At 69.9% G+C, this 17,894-nt stretch carries 14 protein-coding genes; 11 read left to right on the forward strand and 3 right to left on the reverse strand.

What is annotated here, in order from left to right; translation table 11 throughout:
• Positions 1–40: 40 nt before the first annotated feature.
• From AACX88_RS12490 to AACX88_RS12515, 6 genes are all read left to right on the forward strand, one after another.
• Positions 41–2,752, forward strand: coding sequence for a hypothetical protein (locus tag AACX88_RS12490; RefSeq protein ID WP_339393265.1), 2,712 nt, complete (start codon positions 41–43; stop codon positions 2,750–2,752).
• Positions 2,753–2,981: 229 nt separating this feature from the next.
• Positions 2,982–3,989: a septum site-determining protein Ssd gene (gene ssd / locus AACX88_RS12495; RefSeq protein ID WP_339393266.1), complete on the forward strand. Its 1,008-nt coding sequence runs from the start codon at positions 2,982–2,984 to the stop codon at positions 3,987–3,989.
• Positions 3,986–5,155 carry a TadA family conjugal transfer-associated ATPase gene (locus tag AACX88_RS12500; protein WP_339393267.1) on the forward strand — a complete coding sequence of 390 codons (1,170 nt, stop codon included), beginning with the start codon at positions 3,986–3,988 and terminating at the stop codon, positions 5,153–5,155. Before ssd ends, AACX88_RS12500 begins: the two co-directional genes overlap by 4 nt.
• Complete coding sequence (locus AACX88_RS12505; RefSeq protein WP_339393268.1) at positions 5,152–5,829, forward strand: type II secretion system F family protein; 678 nt, start codon at positions 5,152–5,154, stop codon at positions 5,827–5,829. The genes AACX88_RS12500 and AACX88_RS12505 overlap by 4 nt, the downstream gene beginning before the upstream one ends.
• 2 nt (positions 5,830–5,831) lie before the next feature.
• Positions 5,832–6,395, forward strand: a complete 564-nt coding sequence (locus tag AACX88_RS12510) for a type II secretion system F family protein (RefSeq protein WP_339393269.1) — start codon at positions 5,832–5,834, stop codon at positions 6,393–6,395.
• A 35-nt stretch (positions 6,396–6,430) separates the two neighbouring features.
• Positions 6,431–7,042 carry a GNAT family N-acetyltransferase gene (locus AACX88_RS12515; RefSeq protein WP_339393270.1) on the forward strand — a complete coding sequence of 204 codons (612 nt, stop codon included), beginning with the start codon at positions 6,431–6,433 and terminating at the stop codon, positions 7,040–7,042.
• A 315-nt stretch (positions 7,043–7,357) separates the two neighbouring features.
• Here the strand turns inward: AACX88_RS12515 and AACX88_RS12520 are convergent, their stop codons facing one another.
• Positions 7,358–8,683, reverse strand: coding sequence for a D-serine ammonia-lyase (locus AACX88_RS12520; protein ID WP_339393271.1), 1,326 nt, complete (start codon positions 8,681–8,683; stop codon positions 7,358–7,360).
• Between the two features lie 321 nt (positions 8,684–9,004).
• Between AACX88_RS12520 and AACX88_RS12525 the strand changes: the two genes are divergently transcribed.
• The 3 genes from AACX88_RS12525 to AACX88_RS12535 are packed head-to-tail and all read left to right on the forward strand — an operon-like array spanning position 9,005 to position 9,958.
• The gene (locus AACX88_RS12525; RefSeq protein ID WP_339393272.1) at positions 9,005–9,253 is read left to right on the forward strand and encodes a DUF4244 domain-containing protein; all 249 of its coding nucleotides are present in this window, start codon (positions 9,005–9,007) and stop codon (positions 9,251–9,253) included.
• A 1-nt stretch (position 9,254) separates the two neighbouring features.
• Positions 9,255–9,644: a TadE family type IV pilus minor pilin gene (locus AACX88_RS12530; RefSeq protein WP_339393273.1), complete on the forward strand. Its 390-nt coding sequence runs from the start codon at positions 9,255–9,257 to the stop codon at positions 9,642–9,644.
• On the forward strand, positions 9,641–9,958 hold the full coding sequence (locus tag AACX88_RS12535) for an Rv3654c family TadE-like protein (RefSeq protein WP_339393274.1): 318 nt from the start codon (positions 9,641–9,643) through the stop codon (positions 9,956–9,958). The genes AACX88_RS12530 and AACX88_RS12535 overlap by 4 nt, the downstream gene beginning before the upstream one ends.
• 8 nt (positions 9,959–9,966) lie before the next feature.
• Here AACX88_RS12535 and AACX88_RS12540 read toward each other — a convergent pair whose 3' ends face one another.
• Complete coding sequence (locus AACX88_RS12540; RefSeq protein ID WP_339393275.1) at positions 9,967–12,243, reverse strand: DEAD/DEAH box helicase; 2,277 nt, start codon at positions 12,241–12,243, stop codon at positions 9,967–9,969.
• Between the two features lie 41 nt (positions 12,244–12,284).
• Here AACX88_RS12540 and AACX88_RS12545 point away from each other — a divergent pair, with 41 nt between their 5' ends.
• Together AACX88_RS12545 and topA are read left to right on the forward strand one after the other, a co-directional pair.
• Positions 12,285–14,021 carry a methyltransferase gene (locus AACX88_RS12545; RefSeq protein WP_339393276.1) on the forward strand — a complete coding sequence of 579 codons (1,737 nt, stop codon included), beginning with the start codon at positions 12,285–12,287 and terminating at the stop codon, positions 14,019–14,021.
• 165 nt (positions 14,022–14,186) lie between these two features.
• On the forward strand, positions 14,187–16,940 hold the full coding sequence (gene topA / locus AACX88_RS12550; RefSeq protein WP_339393277.1) for a type I DNA topoisomerase: 2,754 nt from the start codon (positions 14,187–14,189) through the stop codon (positions 16,938–16,940).
• 189 nt (positions 16,941–17,129) lie between these two features.
• Here topA and AACX88_RS12555 read toward each other — a convergent pair whose 3' ends face one another.
• On the reverse strand, positions 17,130–17,864 hold the full coding sequence (locus tag AACX88_RS12555) for a lipoate--protein ligase family protein (protein WP_422614443.1): 735 nt from the start codon (positions 17,862–17,864) through the stop codon (positions 17,130–17,132).
• Between the last annotated feature and the right edge of the window lie 30 nt (positions 17,865–17,894).

Consider the following 17,894-nt stretch of genomic DNA (forward strand, 5'->3'; position numbering starts at 1 on the left):
AGCGCAGGGACCGGGACCCCAGGGACCCGGGGGAGCGCCGATGTCCGGACCCAGCGGTCAGTACGGCCAGGGGCAGTACGGTTCTGCGCCCGGCGGTCAGTACGGCCAGGGCCAGTACGGGTCGGGGCCCGCACAGCAGTACGGCTCCGGGCCGGGCCAACAGTACGGGTCCGGACCGGGACAGTACGGTTCAGGACCTGGACCCTACGGTTCGGGACAGTTCGGTCCGGGCGGACCGGTGCCGCAGCGACCGCGGCGCACAGGGCCCGGTCTGCTGGGGCCGTTGACCCTGCGCGATCTCTTCCTCCTCTTCGCCGGGCTGCTGGCACTCATCGTGCTCTTCGTGCCCTACAAGACCTACGACATCATCTCCATCCCACTGTGGGCGTGGAACATCGATTCGATGGGCACGTTCGTCTTCATCGTCCTCACGATCCTGCTCATCGTCGCCGCGGTGCTCGTCAACAAGCTGGGCAGCGGCAGCATGCGCGTCGGTTCGCTCGGGCTCGACCAGTTCATCTCGGTCCTCGCCTCGATCGCCTTCGCCTACGCGTTCGTCCAGCTCGTCACCTCGGTGCCGTACTGGAGCGTGGGAGCGTACCTGGCCTTCTTCGCCGCACTCATCGCCTTCTTCGCCGGTGTCTTCACGATGCTGCCGTTCTTCGCCGGTGAGTTCGCCAACCGCGCCGAGGTGCCCGCCCATGCCAAGGCCCGCCCGGTGACCAAGTCCGCTCAGCATCCTGCTCCGCAGGCCAATGTGCCCGGCGGCTTCGGTGATGCGTCCATGCAGTCCGGTCACCCGGGTTCCCAGGGACAGTTCGGCCAGGGCCAGCCGGGCCAGGGACAGTTCGGCCAGGGACAACCGGGTCCGGGACAGTCCCAGGGTTCCGGCCAGGGTCAGTTCGGCTCCGCGCAGTTCGGTGCCCCGCAGGGCGGGTTCGGTCAGTCGGATCAGGGCCAGCCCGGTTTCGGCGGCTCCGCGGAAACGCAGGCGCCGTACGCAGGCGGCCAGCCGAACCTCAACAGCGGTGACGCCGGTCAGCAGCAGTCCGGCTACGCACCCGAGCAGTCCGGCTACGCACCCCAGAATGCTCCTGCCGAGCAGTCCGGTGCCGGACGACACTCCTATCCCGCGACCGAGGCCAACACCTACGACGGTGCCGGCGCCCGCCCCGATGCGTCGTTCGCCCCGCCGGCCGAGGATCGGTCGTCGGGCATGGACGACGCCTCCGGGCAGTCGGTGCAGAGCACCGGGTCGGGACAGACCTACCTCGGCGATCAGCATCCGCGCGATCCCAAGCATTCGCAGAGCGAACCGACGCAGACCTTCGGGCTCGGCACCGAACAGTGGCAGTCGGAGGAATCCGCGCCGACCGATTCCGACGTTGCGCCCTCGTCCACTGAGGCAGCCGGCGCACCGGCGGCACCGAGTGCGCCGGAGTCGTCCCGTGCGCCGGAATCCCGGGAGGCGGACTCTGCACAGACCCAGGGAGGGGGCCGACACTCCGCGCCCGCGCCTGCGGACGGTCAGCCGTTCGACCGCACCCGATCGGGCGAGGACTCCGACGCACCCGGTGACACCCGATCGACCGAGGACTCCCGCTCCGGCGATGACACAAGGTCGGCCGATGACACGGTGGCGATCAGCAAGACCGTCGTCGACGGTGCGTCCGTGACCGAGGGGGAGACGATCATCTCGGTCTCCGAACGTCGTCGGGGCCGTCACGCCGCCCCGGACACCCCGGCCAATGACACCTCGTCCGATAGTTCGTCGTCCGACGGCACCTCGCGTGCTGACGCGGTCTCGAGCGGCGATCCGCGACCTGATGTGCGCAGCGGCTCGGGTTCGAGCAGCGACTCGGGCATGGTCGCCTCCTCGACCGTGACCTCCGCCGACGAACCCGGACCGGGACCCCTCGGAATCTTCGAGGGCGGAACCAAGTCGGCAACGACGGACGACGAGTCCGCCTCGGCGTCATCGGAATCGGGCTCCGACAGGGACTCGACCGCGGACTCCGCTCCGACCGACAGGGACTCCGTCGCTGCTGCAGACACGATTTCTGCGGCTGACACGAGCCCTACCGCTGAGACCAGTTCCGACTCCGCGGACTCGAGGGATCGCGACTGGGCGGCGAGCACCGCTGCCGACGGTGCCCGGGAGAGCAATATCCGCTCGACCGAGGCGACGGTCGTCACCGCCGACGGGGTCATCGACGACGACCCCGGCGCCGACCCGACGGGCACGGACACCGCGGCCGCTGAGTCGCGTCGCGAGGACTCCGACCGGTCCGCGGCCGTGAACGAGAACGGCGCGAGCGAGAACTCGGTGAGCGAGGAGACCGTCAAGGTCGAGGCCGTCGGTTCCCCCGAGAACGGCGAGGAGACGACCGAGAGGACGACTCCGCCGGACTCCGACGAACCGACCCAGTACGTTCCCATGGCGAACTACCGGGACTCGTCGGAGCGCGGCGACTCCTCGGATCAGGCACGCACCGGAGGCGCGGATGGGCAGCGCTCGGATTCGGCGGACTCCCCGGAGACCTCCGAGGAGAAGGCCGTCATCCAGGCGTTCTGGTTCGCGGTTCCCGAACCGCGGGAGGCCGTCGACGCGAAGACGGGGATGCCCGTGTTCACGATCTACCCCGGCGACTGGTTCCTTGCGCTCGAGGACAAGGGCTCGTCCTTCACGGTCCGCGACTCCGACGGCAAGGAAGGCGTGCTGCGCAACCTCGACGGCATCCAGCGCGGCTGACTCGTGTGCTGAGCCTGTGGACGCCGCAGCCAGCTGAGGTTGCGGCGGACACCGCGCCGACACCGACCTGAGCGCAGCCGACCGGTTCTCACCGGGAGCGACGCACGACCGACCGGACGAAGGGCGGTTCCTGTGACTTGAGTGCACAGGAACCGCCCTTTCGCATCCCTGTCCACAGGCGCCGTCTCGGCCCTGGTCTCCGCTGGGCCCGCGGGGGCACTGTGGGCCCATGCAGATCGCACTCATCACCGACCTCGGCGCCATCACGGAGGAATGCGCCCGTGTCGCCGAAAGCATCGGCATCGACCTCAAGGTCCTCCCACCCGATTCGGGCGGCTGGCAGAACGCCTCGCTCATCCTCCTCGGCGAGGACGTCCACGAGATCCCCGCCGCCGAAGGCACCGACCGGATCCTTGTCGTCCTCGACGGCGACGAGACCGCCTCGGCGTGGAGGAAGGCGGCGAGCCTCGGCGTCGAACAGCTCGCGATGCTCCCCTCGGCCGCGGAATGGCTGAGCCAGCGGATCATCGCCGCCGTCGAACCCCCGGTCGCCCCAGGCGTCACCGTCGGAGTCGTCGCCGGCTGCGGCGGCGCCGGTGCCTCGGTGCTCGCGTGCGCGCTCGCCCGCCGGGCCGGCGGCGATGTGCCCACGGTCCTCGTCGACGCCGATCCCCTCGGGGGAGGTCTCGACCTCGTCCTCGGCGCCGAACAGGTGCCCGGCCCCCGCTGGTCGGACCTCAGCGCCTCCCGCGGACAGCTGCGACCCTCCGTGCTGCGTCAGGCGCTGCCCGTCCACGACGGTCTCGCGATCCTCTCGTGGGGACGCGACGACACCCTCGACCTCGACCCTGAGGTCTTCGACGACGTGCTCTCCGCAGCCGGTCAGGCCTTCGACCTCGTCATCGTCGACCTGCCCCGCCATGCCCCACCGCAGTGGACACGCCGTTGCCATCACGTCCTCCTCGTCGCCCCCGCCCGCGTCCGTTCGGCCGTCGCCGCCTCCCAGGTCGCCAAACGGCTCTCCCACTCCCACCCCGACGTCCGCCTCGTCGTCCGCGAGACCGGGGCGGGGGGACTCGACGCGGACCTGCTCGCCGACTCGATCGGCCTCGGTCTGGCCGGCAGCATCCGCGACGACCGGGGCCTGTCTGCCGCCGTCGACCGCGGGGAGGGCATTCCCGGCGGCGCCCGCCTCGGCCGCCTCGTCGACCGCCTGCTCGGGGAGTGGGTGGGATGAGCGAATGGCTCGACGCGTCCCTCGTCGCCGAGGTGCGCAAGACCCTCCTCGACAACCCGGGCCCCGTGACCACGGCCGCCGTCGCCGAGGCGGTCCAATGCACCGGCCGGGTGCTCGGTTCCGCGGCCCTCCTCGACCTCGTCACCAGGCTCTCCGCGCAGCTCTCCGGCGCCGGACCCCTCCAGGCGGTCCTCGAAGTGCCGGGGACGACCGACGTCTTCGTCAACGGTCCCCGGGAGGTCTTCGCCGACACCGGCACCGGTCCGACCCGGCTCGACCTCTCCCTCGGCTCCGAGGACGAGGTGCGTTCCCTCGCCGTCCGGCTGGCCGCTCTCGGCGGGCGACGGCTGGACGATTCGAGCCCGTTCGTCGACGTCCGCCTGCCCGACGGAGTGCGGATGAACGCGATCGTCCCGCCGATCTCCGGGGAGCATACGACGATCTCCTTCCGCGTGCCCCGACGCAGCGGGTTCAGCATCTCCGACCTCCGGGCCGACGGCTTCATCCCCGCCGAGGTGTCCGACCTGCTCACCGCGGCCGTGGAGTCCCGGGCGAACATCCTCATCTCCGGCGGAACGGGCACCGGGAAGACCGTCCTCCTCGGCGCACTCCTCGGCCTCGTCGACCCGGCCCACCGGATCGTCGTCGTCGAGGACTCCCGGGAGCTCATCATCGGCCACGGCCACGTCGTCCAGCTCGCCGCCCGGCAGGCCAACGTCGAAGGCGGCGGCGAGGTCACCCTGACTGACCTCGTCCGCAACGCCCTGCGGATGCGCCCCGACCGCCTCGTCGTCGGGGAGTGCCGCGGACCCGAGGTCCGGGACATGCTCACCGCGCTCAACACCGGTCATGAGGGCGGGTGTGCGACGATCCACGCGAACACCGCCGAGGCGGTCCCCAGCCGCCTCGCCGCCCTCGGAGCGCTGGCCGGGATGAGTCCGCAGGCCGTGCATTCGCAGTTCGCCACCGCGATCGACCTCGTCATTCACCTGCGGCGGGTGGGGACCGATCGGGGACTGACGGAACTGGCGATCCCGACCCGGGACACCGGGGAGTCGCTGACGATGGAACCCGTGTGGGGGCGGGCCTCCCCGCTGACCGGTGGGGAATTCAACCGGCGTGCGCTCGCCCGCCTCGAAGCCGTGCTCGAGCAGAGGGCGCCATGACCGTCGTCCTCGCCGTCCTCATCGCCGCGGGCATTCTCCTCGCCGCCCCGCCCGATCCCGTGTCCCGTCTGCGGGAGCTGCTCTCCGGTGCCCGCGAGGGCCGCGGACGCGCACGACGGCAGCGGCCGCGGGCACGCGATGACGAAGCCGAACGGCTGTGGGCGATCGGGGCCGTGGAGAACTGTGCGCACCTGCTCAAGGTCGGTATGACTCCGCAGGCGGTGATGGCGACGCTGAGCAGGCAGGATGATCGTCTGCAGCCGATCTCCCGGGCGATCGCCCTGGGTGAGGAGCCGGGGCAGGCGATCGCGTCCCGTGGGCAGTCCCTGCCGCCGGCGGCCGCCGAGGTGTTCGCCGGCATGGCGTCGGTGTGGACTGTCTCGGAGCGGTCGGGAGCTCCGGCCGCGGACATGATCCTCCGGTATGCGGCCGCCCGCCGCGATGCTCTCGACGCCGACCGGGAGCGTCGAATCGCCATGGCCGGCCCCCGCGCGACCGTTCGGGTGCTCAGCTGGCTTCCCCTCATCGGGATGGGCCTGGGCCTGCTCATCGGGGTGCGGCCCCTCGACCTCGTCTCCGGACTGCCCGGGCAGCTGAGCATCGGCGGTGGGCTCGTCCTCTACCTGCTCGGGAGATGGTGGATGAGGCGGATGATGATGCGGGCGGAGCGCTGACCATGGCCGCGCTCATCGTCGGCCTCCTCGTCGGTGCGGCGGTCCTGCTGTGGGCAGGACAGTCCTCGACCCGGCTGCGCAGCCTGCTCGGGCAGGAACCGGAGGTGTGTGGTTCGCCCGGGGCCGCCTCGGTGCGGGCGGGGGTGACCGATGAGGAACTCGCGTTCGATCTCGACCTCGTCGCGATCTGCCTCACCGCGGGTCTGCCGATCCCCGTGGCGCTCACCCTCACCGCCGAGGCGACCGGCGACCGGTCGGGGCTGCTGCGGATCGCGAGGGCGAAGACGATCGGGGGAGAGGATCTCGCCGAGGACGACCGGCTGCGACCCGTCCTCGACGTGTTCGTCTTCTCCGAGCACACCGGTGTCGGTCCCGCACCGCTCATCGAATCCGTCGCCGGGGAGCTGCGCGCGGCCTCCCGGAGGCGGCGTCAGGAGGCGGCAGCGGCACTGGGCGTGCGTCTCGTCATCCCGCTCGGGGTGTGCATCCTGCCCGCGTTCCTCCTGCTCTCCGTCGTCCCCGTCGTCATCTCCCTGCTCACCGACCTCACGACCGTGTTCTCCTGAGTGGAGGGCTCGGCTGCGGTTGATAGGGTCGGGCCATGTCTGCTGCGACACCGACTTCCGTGACACCGTTCCAACGACTCACCGACGTCGACGAAGCCGAGCGCTACGCCGAGAACCTCTTCGTCGGCACCTCCGTGCGGTTGCGCCCCCTCCAGTCCGTTGACCTTCCCTACCTCGAGCAGTGGTGGTTCGACCCCTCGATCGTCGTCCTCCAGAACAGCACCGTGCTGCCGCGTCCCGAAGGCGGTGTGTCCGAGCAGTTCACGCAGTGGAGTGCGAACACCGACTCGAGTTCTGTGGGCCTGAGCATCGAACTGCTCGAGACCGAGGAGTTCGTCGGACACGTCACCCTTTTCGGACGCGACACGATCAATCAGTCGGCGACGCTGGCGATCATCCTCGGACCGGAGTTCCACGGGCACGGCTTCGGAGCCGACGCCGTGCGCCTGGCGCTGCGCTACGGGTTCCTCCAGCTTGGCCTCAACCGCATCGAACTGCGCACCTGGGCGTTCAACACCCGCGGCATCGCTGCGTACTCGAAGGCCGGCTTCGTCGAGGAGGGCAGGCGGCGCGAAGCGGTGTTCTTCAACGGTCGTCGCCACGACGAGGTGATCATGGCGGTGCTCAGGGACGACTGGGCCGGTTGAGGACCTGAGCGGACTCCTGCACGCACTCCTGTCGAGTGCCGCGGGGCTCATGTGCATCGACCCTGTGGACGCTCAGCCGATATCAACAGCCTCGGGTCCGCCCCTCGACCCGGTCCGTGTGCCTCCTCCGCAGTGGAGGACCGTTCGCAGATCGCGCACGGTCACCTCTTCGAGGAGGAGAGCATGAGCACTGACACCTTGACGACGGAGTACGCGATCACCACTCTCGCAGCGAGCGGAGCCCTGCGCTCTCCTGAGGGATCGTAGGAGCAGTGCGATGGTCGCGGGCCGACGCCGGTAACTGGTGCGTGCTGCTCAGGTGAGTGCGAGGGCTCCGAGGTCGGTGCGTGCCTCGGCAAGGTAGTGGCGGCGTTCCTGGGCGGGCACCATGGCGCCCCCGGTCAGCCACACGAGGTGCTTCGTCGACTCGTCCATCGGCCAGGGCGGGACAGAGACGGTTCCCCGCCACGGGACGGTGAGGCCGGCGGTCGCCGAGGGTTCGGCCTCGATGCCCTCGGTGTCGGCGAGGACGGCGACCCCGGCAGAGATGATGTCGTCGCTGACGCCGGCGAACCCTGAGATCAGCGGTCCGATACGGGGACCGATGAAGCGGGAGGGACGGGCCACGGCCAGACCGTCGGCGTTCGTCCGACCGCTCAGTCTGATGTCCTGGACGCTGATATCGCTGTGGAGCCCGGTGCGCACGCCGAGGAACATCGCGGGCGCGGTCGCGGGTTCGACGAAGACGCAGTGGACGTTGTCGCCGAAGAGACGTTTGAGGCCGTAGGTGACCCCACCGGGGCCGCCGCCGATCCCGCACGGCAGGTAGACGACGAGCTGGTGGTCGGCATCGATGGGTTCGCCGAGGGCTGCGAACTGGTCGCGAAGGCGCAGGGCGGCCACGGAGTAGCCGGCGAAGAGGCTCACGGAGTCCTCGTCGTCGACGAAGTGCGCCCGTAGATCCGCTGCCGCGCTCTCCCGCCCGGCGGAGACCGCGGCGACGAAGTCGCCGGAGTGTTCGATGACCTCGACGCCGTGGGAGCGCAGCTTCACCTTCTTCCACTCCCTGGCGTCGGCGGACATGTGGACCGTGCACGCGAAGCCGAGGCTCGCACCGAGGATCCCGATCGAGAGACCGAGGTTCCCCGTCGATCCGACGACGATCTTGTGCTCAGCAGCCTGTGCACGGAACGCGTCGCCGGAGTACGTGCGGGCATCCTGCGGATCGAGGCCGGCCTCGGCGGCGATCGTCTCGGCATGTTCGAGGACCTCGTGGAAGCCGCCGCGGGCTTTGATCGAGCCGCTCACCGGCAGGGTGTCGTCGCGTTTGAGCCAGAGCCTGCCGGGCAGGGTCTGGCCGAGGCGGCCGTCGAGGTCCGCCTGGGCTGCGGGGGCGGCGACGAGCGGGGATTCGATGACGCCGGTTCCGGTCTCGGGGAACGTCGAAGCGAACCACGGGGCGAAGCGGTCGAACCGGGCAGCCGCGTCGTCCATGACCTGGGGGTCGACGTCGATGCTGTCCAGCACCGATGCGCTCGGCGGCAGCTCGGGGCGGAACCATGTCGTCTGGCCGCCAGCGGCGAGATCGGCGACGACCTCGTCATCGGCGAAGTCACTGCCCTGCAGAGCGCCTGTGGTCATAGTGTCGTCCTTCCCGGAGTCCTCGATCCCTGCCGTCACCGTCCCCATTGTCCGTCATCGGAGAGTCCCGCGGTGTGACTGCCTGCTGGTTCGGGGATCAGGTCTGCCGGTGCGAGGATCTGCTGGGTCGCAGGCCGCGGCAGGCGAGGTGCACTCGTGTGCAGCCGACTGTGGACGGCGCCCTCACTCATGCTCCCGGGGCCTGTGGAGGCTCGACCGGTATCCACAGGCTCTCATTCGACTCTCGACACCGAACGCGGGGCGCGCCCACGCTGGAGGCCCTCACGCACAGCGTGCGGTTCCGATTCCGAGGAGGAGAACATGAGCACAGACACCCCGACCGACACCACCGCGGTGACCGAGAACGCTGCACCGGGCGACGGAGCAGACCCGCCGAACGCGATCGAACCCGATTGGGGCCCGGACACGGGAGCGACGACCGCCGAGTACGCGATCACCACGTTGGCCGCCTGCGGCTTCGCCGCCCTGCTCGTCGTCATCCTCAAGTCCGAACCGATCAAGGAACTCGTCACCGGCGTCATCCAGACGGCCCTCGGCCTCGGGAGCTGAGATGCGCTCCCGCGAGCACGACGGCGCAGAGCCGGGGGACAGAGGGACTGCGACGGCGGAGTTCGCCGTCGTGCTGCCGGCCCTCGTGCTGCTCATCGTCGTGCTCGTCGGGGCCGCAGGCATCGGCTTCGCTCAGCTGCGGGCCTTCGACGCAGCCCGCTCGGCCGCCCGGGAGATCGCCAGAGGCGAACCGCGGGCCGCCGTCGTCGATGAGGCGAAGAAGCATGCGGGCAAGGCTGCGACAGTGCGCGTGGGCACCGACGGCGGCTACGCGAGAGTCACGGTCACGATCCGTCTGCCCGAGGCGATCTTCTTCCTCGACGAGGTCGAAGCGGCAGCGACCGCGCGCACCGAAGGAGGACGCTCGGATGAGGGAGGCGATCCGGGATGACGAACATCGTCATCGGACTGTGTGCGCTCATCCTGTCCCTCGTCACCGCGATCGGGGCGCTCTCACAGGCCTTCGCCGCGCACAGCACGGCACAGGCGGCCGCGGATCTCGCAGCACTTGCCGCTGCGGACGCGGTGCGGGGAACGGCGCCCGGCGACCCGTGCGAGATCGCGAAGGAGGTGAGCAGACGCAACGGAGCCACGATGCGCGACTGTCGTGCCTCGGCATCCGAGCAGAGCGCCTTCGTCGAAGTCTCCGTCGACATCCCCGGCCCGCTGCCGGCAGTCAAGGAGAAGGCCGTCGCCGGGAAGTGAGAACGCGCTCACCCGAGGACGGTGCGCAGCAGCCGCAGGGCCGCCTCCTTGTCCAGGGGTTCGTTGCCGTTGCCGCACTTCGGTGACTGCACGCACGACGGGCACCCGTCGACGCATTCGCAGGCCGCGATCGCATCCCGGGTGGCGCCGAGCCATTCCTCGATGACCTCGCTGCCGCGTTCGGCGAAACCGGCGCCGCCGGGCAGCCCGTCGTAGACGAACACCGTGGCCATGCCGGTGTCCGCATGCAGTGCCGTCGAGACCCCGCCGATGTCCCAGCGGTCGCAGCCGGCGAAGAGCGGCAGCAGCCCGATCGAGGCGTGCTCGGCGGCATGGACGGCTCCGGGCAGGTCCGGGCGGAGGATCTCCGCGGCTTCGAGGAGGGACTGCGGAACGGTCCACCACACGGCCGAGGTGCGCAGGGTCCTCTCCGGCAGGTCGAGATCATGTTCGGCGATGATCGCCCCGCCCCGCTTCGCCCGCATCCGGTAGGCGACGACATGATCGGTGACATCGACGGTGCCACTGGCCACGCTCACCCCCGACGGCAGAGTGCGCTGGGCTGCGGTGTCGACGATGGCGATCTCAGTGGTCGAGCGCGGCTGCGTCGTGTAGTCGACGTCCGCCCGTTCGACCAGGGCGATGCGCTCCTCGAGGTCGAGGTCGGCGACGAGGAAGTCCGTGCCTTGATGGGTGTAGACGGCTCCCGGATGCGCGCCCGTATGCGCCCCCGACTCGTCGACCGTGCCGAGCAGGGTGCCGGTGGAGGCTTCGACGAGCCGGAAGAGTCCGCCCCCGCCACCGCGGATGTCCGAGAGCTCGGTGGCCGGTTCGTCCTTCGCCCAGAACCACCCGGTCGGTCGGGACCGCAGCAGTCTGCGGTCGACGAGGTCGGCGACCACCTCGGCGGCATTGTCGGGGAAGTGGACGAGATCGGCGGGAGTGAGCGGCACCTCGGCCGCGGCCGCACACAGGTGTCCGCCGAGCACATGAGGGTTGCCGGGATTGATGACCCCGGCGTCGACGGGGGCGTCGAAGATGACCTCGGGATGGTGGACGACGTAGATGTCGAGCGGATCGTCGCGGGCGATGAAGACCGCCATCCAGCGCTGCCCGGCACGCCCGGCCCGACCGGCCTGCTGCCACAGGGAGGCCAGCGTGCCCGGCCAGCCGGAGATGATGACGAGGTCGAGACCGGAGATGTCGACGCCGAGCTCGAGCGCATTCGTCGACGCCACGGCCAGCAGCTGCCCCGAACGCAGCGACGACTCGAGCATCCGCCGCTCCTCGGCCAGGTACCCGCCCCGATAGGCCGCGACCTTGCCGGTCAGCGACTCGTCGACCCGACCCACCTGCTCGCGCACGGTCGCAGCGAGGGTCTCCGTGCCGCGGCGGGAGGCGATGAAGGTGATCGACCGGTAGCCGGCGCACATCGCATCGGTGATGACGTCGGCGGCTTCGGCCATGCCCCCGCGACGATCCCCGGCAGCCGAGAGCGGCGGCTCCCACAATGCGAAGCTGCCGGCGGCGCGTGGGGAGGCGTCCTCGGTCACCGGGTGGGCGGGCCGTCCGGTGAGCCGGGCGAAGGCGATATCGGGTTCGGCCATCGTCGCTGACGCCCCGATGACGACCGGATGCGCCCCGTAGTGGGCGGCGATGCGCAGCAGCCTGCGGAGGATGAGGGCGACGTGGGAGCCGAAGACTCCCCGGTACCGGTGCGCTTCGTCGACGACGATGTAGCGCAGCGATTTGAACAGGCGGGCGAACCGTTCGTGCTGCGGCAGGATCGAGCGGTGGAGCATGTCGGGGTTGGTGAAGATGATGTTCGCATGCCGTCTCGCCCAGTCCTTGGCCGCCTGCGACGTGTCACCGTCGTAGGCGGCGGGACGGACCCCGCGCACAATGAGCTTCTCGAGCTTCGTCAGCTGATCGGCCGCGAGCGCCTTCGTCGGGGCGATGTAGATCGCCGAGGCGGTGCGCAGACCGTCCCGGGTCGCCTGGATCGATTCGATCACCGGCAGCCAGAATCCCAACGACTTGCCCGACGCGGTGGGGGTCGCGATGACGACGTCCTCGCCGTCGCGGGCGGCCTGGGCCGCCTCGACCTGGTGGCGCCACGGTGTGTCGACCCCGATCGCATGGGTCGCTTGCCGCAGCTCCTCATCGACCCAGTCGGGCCAATCCGCGTCCTCCTCGACGCGCTGCGGGATGTCGCGAAGATGGACGATCCGATCATCGCGGACACCGAATCCCGAGACGATGTCGTGAAGAGCGGAGGAGGACATGGATCGATTATCTCCCACCGGCCTCTGGCTAGGATTCAACTGTGACCGATCAGACGCGAGAACTCACCGACGCCCAGTTCGCCGCCGCCGAAGCGCTCGGCGCCCGGCTCTATGCCGCCGGGTACACCGAACCGTACCTGCGGCAGTTCTGGGGCGGACCCGTCTCCGATGCGCTCGCCCGCAACAATTCCGCCCCGGCCCTCCATCACTGCCGCCGGGTCCTCGATGAGCGAGTTCGCGAAGTGCTCGGTGCCGGCGGAACCGCAGGCATCCGCGTCACCGCAGACACCGGCGTCACCGCCTCCGACCCTCAGTTCCCCGAACTCAGCGCCGAGGAACGACTCGCCGCCATCGCCGTGACCTTCTGGCTCAAGGAGGCACTGCCGGCCGTCGTCCTCGCCGCGGCCTTGGGCGATGATTCCTATGCCGCGGCCCGCGACCTCGGCCTCGTCGAGGAGGTGCGCCCCGACGGCGTCAACCTCAGGGCCCGCGCCCCGTTCGCCCTCACCCCCTACGACCTGCCCGTCGGCGTCCCGCGCGGTCTGCGCCCCGGCGATGAGAACCTCTACCTCGTCGCCGACCACGGCACCCTGACCTCGCCCGAGGTCCTCGACGGCGACTTCGTCCTCGGCCTCGGCGGTGCCGGCCGCACGCTCGTCACCCTCACCCCTCGGGAACATGTGAGCGTGGCCTGCGACATCGGCACCGGCTGCGGCATCCAGGCCCTCCTGCTCGCCCGCCACGCCGACCGCGTCATCGCCACCGACATCTCCGCCCGGGCCCTGCACCTGACCGCGCTGAGCGCCGGCCTGGCCGGCGTGCGCACGATCGAGCTGCGGCAGGGCTCGCTGCTCGACCCCATCGACGAACCCGTCGACCTGCTCGTGTCCAACCCGCCGTTCGTCATCACACCCCGCACCACCGCCGCCGAGGCGGTCATCCCCGACTTCGAGTACCGTGACGGCGGCATGAGCGGGGACCGCCTCGTCCGTGAGCTCTTCGCCGCCGTCCCCGGCGTGCTCGCCCCCGGAGGTCGAGCCGTGTGCCTGGGCAACTGGGAGACGACCGCCGATTCGGCCGACGGGCCGGAGGTCTGGGTGGAGGACCCAGAGACCTCGGTGCTCGTCATCGAACGCGAAGCCCTCGACCCGGTCGCCTACGCCGAGACGTGGATCCGCGACGGCGGCATCCCGCGGGCGAGTGCCGACTGGGATGCCGCGACCGCGGAATGGCTCGACGACTTCGCCTCCCGCAACGTCACCGGAATCGTCTTCGGCTACGTCCTCCTGCACCGGGCAGATAACGATTCCTCATCGCTTTCGCCCGCCGAGGCGGAACCCCGCCCCGATGCCCGGCCCGCGGTGCGCGAGAGGGTGAGGATCACCTCGGCGACGGCGACCAATCCCCACGGAATCAGCGCCTTCCTCACCACGGTCGAGGCCCTGCGCACGTGGCTCGCGGCCACCGGCGACGAGGAGTTCGCGACGACCGCGTTCACCCGCTCACCCGACCTCGTCGAGCACCGCCACCACGTGCCGGGGGAGTCCGACCCGAGCTCGATCACGCTCGAGCAGGGCATCGGCTTCGGGCAGGTCTTCGACCTCGACACCGCGCTCGCCGGCTTCGTCTCCGTCGCCGACGGAACGCTGACCCTGCGCCAGACGGCCGCGGCACTGGCCCAGCTCCTCGACGTCGATCCCACCGCGCTGGAAGCCCAGCTCACTGCGCAGGTGAGAACCCTCGTCGCCGCCGGTGCGCTGCTGCCGGGCGACTCCTGAGCGGGCCTCCTCCCGGTCTCCCCGCCGAGGCGGCGGGACCGATGCGCTTGCGTGGCCCGATGAAGATGGCAAGCGAACAACAGTGTTACATTGGGCCGGATCGTCCAATCCGTCGATCATCTCAGCGCCGCAGACGGCGCAGCGCCATGGAAGGAATGAGTGAACGTGGCCACAACCGAGAAGAAGCCCCGTCGTCTCGTCATCGTCGAGTCCCCGACGAAGGCGCGCACGATCGTGGGGTACCTCGGCGACGGTTATGACGTCGAAGCATCCGTCGGACACATCCGCGATCTGCCGACGCCTTCGGAGCTGCCGGCCGACATGAAGAAGGGGCCCTACGGCAAGTTCGCCGTCGACGTCGACAACGGCTTCGACCCCTACTACCGCGTCGACCCCGGCAAGAAGAAGAAGGTCACCGAACTCAAGCGCCTGCTCAAGGACGCCGACGAACTCTATCTGGCAACGGATGAGGACCGCGAGGGCGAAGCCATCGCGTGGCACCTGCTCGAGGTGCTCAAGCCGAAGATCCCCGTCAAGCGCATGGTCTTCCACGAGATCACCCCCGAGGCGATCGCCCGGGCGCTCGAGAACACCCGCGAGATCGACATCGACCTGGTCGACGCCCAGGAGACCCGCCGGGTCCTCGACCGCCTCTACGGCTATGAGGTCTCCCCGGTGCTGTGGCGCAAGATCCGTGCGGGACTCTCCGCCGGCCGCGTCCAGTCGGTGGCGACCCGCCTCGTCGTCGAACGCGAACGTGAGCGCATGGCCTTCGTCTCCGCCGACTACTGGGATCTCGACATCGACCTCGGTCTGCCCGACGGGTCGAACCCGTTCGCGGCGAACCTCACCACCCTCGACGGCTCCCGCGTGGCCAGCGGCCGCGACTTCGACGACAAGGGACAGCTGAAGACGAAGTCGGCGGTCGTCGTCGACCAGGCCCGCGCCGAAGAGCTCGCGACCCTGCTCTCGGGTCCGGCGAAGAACGCTCTGACCGTCACCGCCGTCGAATCCAAGCCGTACTCGCGGCGGCCCGCGGCCCCGTTCACGACGTCGACGATGCAGCAGGAGGCCGGCCGCAAGCTGCGCATGAGCGCCCGCCAGGCGATGCGCACGGCACAGTCGCTCTACGAGCACGGCTACATCACCTATATGCGCACCGACTCCTCGGCGCTGTCCGGTCAGGCCATCTCAGCCGCCCGCCGGCAGGTCACCGAACTCTACGGTCCCGAGTTCGTCCCCGAAGCGCCCCGCCAGTACTCGGGCAAGCAGAAGTCGGCGCAGGAGGCCCACGAGGCGATCCGGCCCGCCGGTGACTCGTTCCGCACCCCCGCCCAGGTCGCGAAGTCGCTCAACGGCGACGAGTTCCGGCTCTACGACCTCATCTGGAAGCGCACCGTCGCCAGTCAGATGGCCGACGCGAAGGGCAAGACCGCGACGATCCGGGTCGGTGCCGACCTCGGCGACGGCCATGAGGCGGGCTTCAGCGCCTCGGGCACCGTCATCACCTTCCGCGGCTTCCTCGCCGCCTACGAGGAGGGTCAGGACGCGAGCCGGTACGACACGAAGTCCGGCGAATCCCGCCTGCCGCAGGTCGAGGAGGGCCAGAAGCTCTCCGTCGTCTCCGTCGAAGCCGACGGTCACACCACGGCACCGCCTCCGCGCTTCACCGAGGCGAGCCTGGTCAAGCAGCTCGAGGAGCTCGGCATCGGCCGTCCCTCGACGTACGCTTCGATCATCTCCGTCATCCAGGACCGCGGCTACGTCACCTCACGCGGGAATGCGCTCGTGCCCAGTTGGCTCGCGTTCTCCGTCGTCCGCCTCCTCGAGGAGCACTTCACGGAGCTCGTCGACTACGAGTTCACCGCCGACCTCGAATCCGAGCTCGACCGGATCGCGATGGGCGAGGAGGACCGCAAGGCCTGGCTCGCACGCTTCTACTTCGGCGCCGAGGGCTACGACCGGGAAGGGCTCAAGGAGATCGTCGACGACCTCGGCGACATCGACGCCCGTGAGGTCAACACGGTTCCCATCAGCGAGGGCGTGGCGCTGCGGGTGGGCCGGTACGGTCCCTACCTCGAGGTCGCCTCGGCGGTCGAGGGCGAGGACCCCAAGCGGGTGTCCCTGCCCGACGACCTCGCCCCGGACGAGCTCACCGCAGCCAAGGCTGCCGAGCTCATCGAGACCCAGGGTGACGGTGACCGTGAACTCGGCGTCGACCCGGAGACCGGGCACACGATCGTGGCGAAGAACGGCCGGTTCGGCCCCTACGTCACCGAGGTGCTGCCGGAGCCGGAGGAGAAGCCCAAGCGCGGTGCGAAGAAGCCCAAACCGCGCACGGGTTCCCTGTTCAAGTCCATGGACGTCGGCACGATCGACCTCGAGACCGCGCTCAAGCTCCTCAGCCTGCCCCGCATCGTCGGCCAGGACGAGGAGGGCACGGACATCACGGTGCAGAACGGCCGCTACGGCCCGTACCTGAAGAAGGGCACGGATTCGCGGTCGCTGACCGATGAGGAGCAGATCTTCACGATCACCCTCGACGAGGCCCTGGCGATCTACGCCCAGCCCAAGCAGCGGGGCGGACGGACGGCGAAGCCGCCGCTCAAGGAGCTCGGCGAGGACCCGGAGACGAAGAAGCCGATGGTCGTCAAGGACGGTCGCTTCGGTCCCTACGTCACCGACGGGGAGACGAACGCGACCCTGCGCAAGGACGACGACGTCGAGACGATCACGCCTGCCCGCGGGGCCGAACTCCTCGCGGAGAAGCGTGCGAAGGGACCGGCGAAGAAGAAGGCACCGGCCAAGAAGGCGCCCGCGAAGAAGACGTCGGCGAAGAAGACCACTGCGGCCAAGACCACGGCTGCGAAGAAGACGACGGCTGCGAAGAAGACGACGGCGAAGCCGAAGACTCCCTGAGGATCGGCGTGTGCGCCCACGCTGCGGCGATTGTCCGCCCACTCGCGGGTGAACCTCGCCCGGGTCTCACCCGCGAGTGGGCGCTCAATCCTGGGCGCGCCGGCAAAAGGGCGCAGGAACCCGAGGGATCAGGTGCGGAGCAGTGTGCTCAGCGGTGTGATCGGGGCAGGTCGCCGTCGGCGCTGATGCTCACAGCACGTGCTTGGCAGCCTGCTCGGGCAGGGCGGTGAGCTCCTCGGGGGTCGGTGAACTCGGCGTGAGCGTGTGTGCACGGCCGTAGTAGGAGGCGAACGCCTCGGCGACGGCATCCACGGTGATCTCCGGATGGATCTCGCTGATCGCCCCACCCGTGGCCGGATCCCAGTCGACCCCGAGGGCGGCTTCGACGTCGGTGAGCACGGCCCGGATCGGGTCGGGGTCGGTGACGACGACCGAGGACGAGAACAGCCATGCCCCGGAGACGACGCGCTGCGCGGTGCCGATGGCCTTGATCCGCCCGGCGACGTTGACGCTGTACTCGCCCGGGCAGTATTCGCCGGGGATCTCGCCGAGGCGGGCGTCGACACCCAGGCTCCGCAGCACCTGCGCGTAGTCGGCTCCGAAGGAGCTGAAGCGCTTCGTCGTGTCGGTGATGAAGGAATCGCTGGGTTCGATGTGGTCGATGACGAGGGACCCGGGATGGTAGGCGGCGGCGCGGCCGCCGAGACTGCGCAGGGCCGGGGTGAACCCGTGGGCGCGAGCGGCCTCGACAGCGGCGGGGAACCCGGGGAGGAAGCGGTCCCTGGCCCCGAAGGCGAGCGTCGGGGCAGGACGGTAGAGGCGCAGGGTCGGACCTCTGCGACCGGTCTTGACGGAATCGAGGAGGACACGCGCGAAGGCGAGTTCGTCGATCGCCGACATGCCCGCTGAGTCGACGAGGTCCATCGTCGGGGTCTGGGGTGAGCTCTCAACTGC

Origin of the sequence: Brevibacterium metallidurans (assembly GCF_037101285.1) — a bacterium.
Lineage (GTDB): Bacteria > Actinomycetota > Actinomycetes > Actinomycetales > Brevibacteriaceae > Brevibacterium > Brevibacterium metallidurans.